Origin of the sequence: Dolomitihabitans soli, assembly GCF_022213955.1 — a bacterium.
In the GTDB taxonomy this organism is placed as follows: Bacteria; Actinomycetota; Actinomycetes; order Streptosporangiales; family Streptosporangiaceae; genus Streptosporangium_A; species Streptosporangium_A soli.
The window spans coordinates 1-2,819 of record NZ_JAKNTW010000065.1 but is presented as its reverse complement, the minus strand read 5'-3'; the positions used below and the strand labels follow the sequence as shown (position 1 = coordinate 2,819).

The window sequence follows — 2,819 nt, the reverse complement described above, 5'->3', positions numbered from 1 at the left end:
GGTTGGCCGACCGTGCCGACGCGGTGAGCGACGAGGTCTGGGACAGGGCCGCCACCCATTTCGACGAGAAGCAGTTGGCCGCGATCGTGCTGATGATCGGCGTCACCAACCTGTTCAACCGGCTCAACGCCACCACCCGGCAGATCGCCGGCGCCTGGGGATGAGCGGTGCGCGATCCCGGCTGGCCGAGCTGGCCACCGCACGCCAGCACCGGCTCGACGTCACCTGGCTGATCATCGACGACGGCGGCTACGGGATCCTGCGCGAGTACATGAACGACGCCTTCGGCGTCGCCACCGGAACCGAACTGACCAGGCCCGACTTCGTGGCCCTCGCCGCGTCCTTCGACATCCCGGCCCAGATCTCCTCGGCCGATCGGCTGGCCGCGGACCTTGCGGCGGCCCTCGCCAGCCCCGGCCCCGGCATCGTCGTACTGCCCGCCGTACCTCGCATGTTCGCGCCCACCCACGTGCGCGGGGACTGGCGGTCCTCGGGTACGGCTGGCCGGTCAGCGGAAGGCTCTGCCGGCTGCTCGCCGAACACCTTCGTCACGATGGCGGAATCCGGCGGGTGTCCACCGGCCTTCCCTCATGGCGGTGAGAAGCGTCTCCGGAAGGGGCAACCCATTGATCACGTTACTGTCACTGATCAGGCCAGACTCGTCGGTTGGTGGCTTGCCGCAGGGCATCCATGATCGGCTCTTGCATGTGCTGGGGCACCACGTCACCCCCGATCCATGGCATGCGCCTGTTGAATGGGGCACTAAAGTCCACGCTCAAGGAATCGTTTTCCCAGTTTTTGATGGTGAAAGCGGGGTTATCGTAGTCCTTCAACGTGATTTGCCCGAAGGCGTTATTGACGTCGTGGTGGCCGTTGCGCGGTACCAGGTTTTCAGGAATTGCGCCGGACAGCAGTGTCGAGTCGCCGCTCGGATAGGCGAGAAACTGGCGCGACTTGGGGTCATACACCCCTGCCCATGTGGAGCGGGGCCGGAAATCGTCAAGGAAGGCCGGGCCGGGGGTGCGGCGGAAACTGGACAGCGCGTGCTTGCCCGCCCCTTCCGGCAGCGCAAAATTCCAACGGACATCGTTCGCCACCGACGCGGGACCAGGCGCGACCGCCGCGCCCCGCACGCTCCCCGACCTCCGGAAGAAACCCGCCCCAAGTCTGCCGAAGAGTCCCTTAACCGCGCGGGATGCTCCCGTTCCCCCTTTCACCACCGTGTCAGTCCGTGAGCGGGATGGCGGCCAGGGCAATCAGCAGGCCGATCAGCCGTCCGGTGATTTCCTTGAAGACCGGTATCTGCAGCAGAGAGGAGCCCAGGGTCAGGCCCGCGGCGGCGATCGCCCGGATCATCGCGGTGGCCAGTGAGGCGAGCTGGACCACAACATGGATCTTGAGGGCCAGCACGATCGCCCCCGAGATGAACAGTCCCGCGCCCACGGCGAGCATGCCGGTCGTGGCGTCGGAGAGCACTACGTCCGGCGCGTCATCAGCGTTCCAGGCGGTCTGGAACGCGTTGATTCCATCACCCGCGTTGCCGTTCCACACCTCGGTGGCCGCTACCCGCCCGAGATCTCGTACCGCGTCGAGCAGCGGCTCAGCGTCCACCACCATGGCGCCTGCTTGGCCGAGCTTCGACTCGTCGGCGTTCGTCCACCAGTATCCGAGGTCCTCGAGCAGCGGGGCCGCCCACCCCGGCAGTTGCAGGCTCATGCCAGGGTCTCCGGGCCGAGGTCGATGATGCTGCCTTGATCCACGGATGAGCAGTTGGCGTCCATCTGGAGCACACCCGTCCCAAAGCTGTGCAGGCCGCTCATCACCGAGCCGAGCGTCTCATCCGCGGCCTCCCGAATCGCCGCGTACGACCCTCCGATGAGCTGGCTGATGAGGTCCTCGCCCACCATGGGTTCGAGCCCGTCCAAAGCGTTGCCCAGCGCCACCCAGTAGTCGCTCAGTTCCTTCATCGCCGCGTGCAGACCCGAGCCCGCGAACTGGAGGCTACTCGTTTGCAACTCCATCGTGCCATCGAAATGGGGGCTCATACTCGCCTCTCGAACCGCAGGACGACATCGTTGATCGCCTGGGTGAACTTCTCCATCTGGCGTACTGATTCCTGTTGCATGGTGAGCAACGTCGACGAGAGCTCCTCCGCGTCAGGAGACGCGCCAGCCTGCTCGACCGCCTTCGTCCGCAGATCGTCGATGGCTGCGTTCACGGCCTTGACGATCTCCGCACACATCTCTTCAGAACCGGCCCGCATCAGGCGCGGATCGACCGTCAGGGACGAGATTCGCCCGCCGGGCGCGACCGTGGCCTGCACCCGGCCTTGGGCCGCCGCGCCCTCACCCTGGAGCGCCACGCCCTGCTTCCCGGACACACCATCGGTCGAGCCGTCGCCGAGGGCCTGAGTGGACGCCAGGACTTGCTGGGCCCGTTCGATCATCCGATCGAGTCCCTCGGCGCTCAGCCCATTACGGTCCGCCATATAACCCTTACCTCGGTCCGAACCTCCGGAGACCCTTTATATCAGTCCTTCTTGCTGAATGTCGGCGACGCAGAAAGGCTCCCGGCCCGCATAAAGTGTCGCCGGTCGGCGCGCCATCTGATCCAGGCGGCGAAGAAACCACGCACTCTCCTTCGGGGTCAGCACGTCCAGCGACACCGGGGGCACCTCCTCCAGTCCCAGCAACCGGTTGCGGCTGGTGATCAGGGCGACGGAGGGGCCTGCGCCGGGCAGCAGCAGGCGGACCTGGTCAGCGCCGGCGGCATTGTCGAGGACCACGACGGCCCGCCGGCCGGCCAGTTCCGACCGCCAG

5 protein-coding genes and 1 pseudogene are annotated in these 2,819 nt (G+C 66.4%); 1 reads left to right on the top strand and 5 read right to left on the bottom strand.

Annotation, left to right across the window (positions count from 1 at the left end):
• Nucleotides 1-160: 160 nt before the first annotated feature.
• Nucleotides 161-694: a thiamine pyrophosphate-dependent enzyme gene (locus MBA17_RS48930; protein ID WP_238505820.1), complete on the top strand. Its 534-nt coding sequence runs from the start codon at nt 161-163 to the stop codon at nt 692-694.
• Here MBA17_RS48930 and MBA17_RS48925 read toward each other — a convergent pair.
• The 5 genes and pseudogenes from MBA17_RS48925 to MBA17_RS48905 form a co-directional block, all read right to left on the bottom strand.
• Nucleotides 642-1,097 carry a hypothetical protein gene (locus tag MBA17_RS48925; RefSeq protein WP_238505819.1) on the bottom strand — a complete coding sequence of 152 codons (456 nt, stop codon included), beginning with the start codon at nt 1,095-1,097 and terminating at the stop codon, nt 642-644. The genes MBA17_RS48930 and MBA17_RS48925 overlap by 53 nt on opposite strands.
• Before the next feature lie 127 nt (nt 1,098-1,224).
• Complete coding sequence (locus tag MBA17_RS48920; protein ID WP_238505818.1) at nt 1,225-1,716, bottom strand: hypothetical protein; 492 nt, start codon at nt 1,714-1,716, stop codon at nt 1,225-1,227.
• Complete coding sequence (locus tag MBA17_RS48915) at nt 1,713-2,021, bottom strand: hypothetical protein (protein WP_238505817.1); 309 nt, start codon at nt 2,019-2,021, stop codon at nt 1,713-1,715. The genes MBA17_RS48920 and MBA17_RS48915 overlap by 4 nt, the downstream gene beginning before the upstream one ends.
• 20 nt (nt 2,022-2,041) lie before the next feature.
• The gene (locus tag MBA17_RS48910; protein WP_238505816.1) at nt 2,042-2,446 is read right to left on the bottom strand and encodes a YbaB/EbfC family nucleoid-associated protein; all 405 of its coding nucleotides are present in this window, start codon (nt 2,444-2,446) and stop codon (nt 2,042-2,044) included.
• A 78-nt stretch (nt 2,447-2,524) separates the two neighbouring features.
• Nucleotides 2,525-2,819, bottom strand: a pseudogene (locus tag MBA17_RS48905) (hypothetical protein); the annotation flags it as partial.

Excerpts from the sequence above, each read along its gene's own strand:
- MBA17_RS48930 (WP_238505820.1), top strand. The coding sequence starts at position 161 with ATGAGCGGTGCGCGATCCCGGCTGGCCGAGCTGGCCACCGCACGCCAG.
- MBA17_RS48920 (WP_238505818.1), bottom strand. The coding sequence starts at position 1,716 with ATGAGCCTGCAACTGCCGGGGTGGGCGGCCCCGCTGCTCGAGGACCTC.
- MBA17_RS48915 (WP_238505817.1), bottom strand. The coding sequence starts at position 2,021 with ATGGAGTTGCAAACGAGTAGCCTCCAGTTCGCGGGCTCGGGTCTGCAC.
- MBA17_RS48910 (WP_238505816.1), bottom strand. The coding sequence starts at position 2,446 with ATGATCGAACGGGCCCAGCAAGTCCTGGCGTCCACTCAGGCCCTCGGC.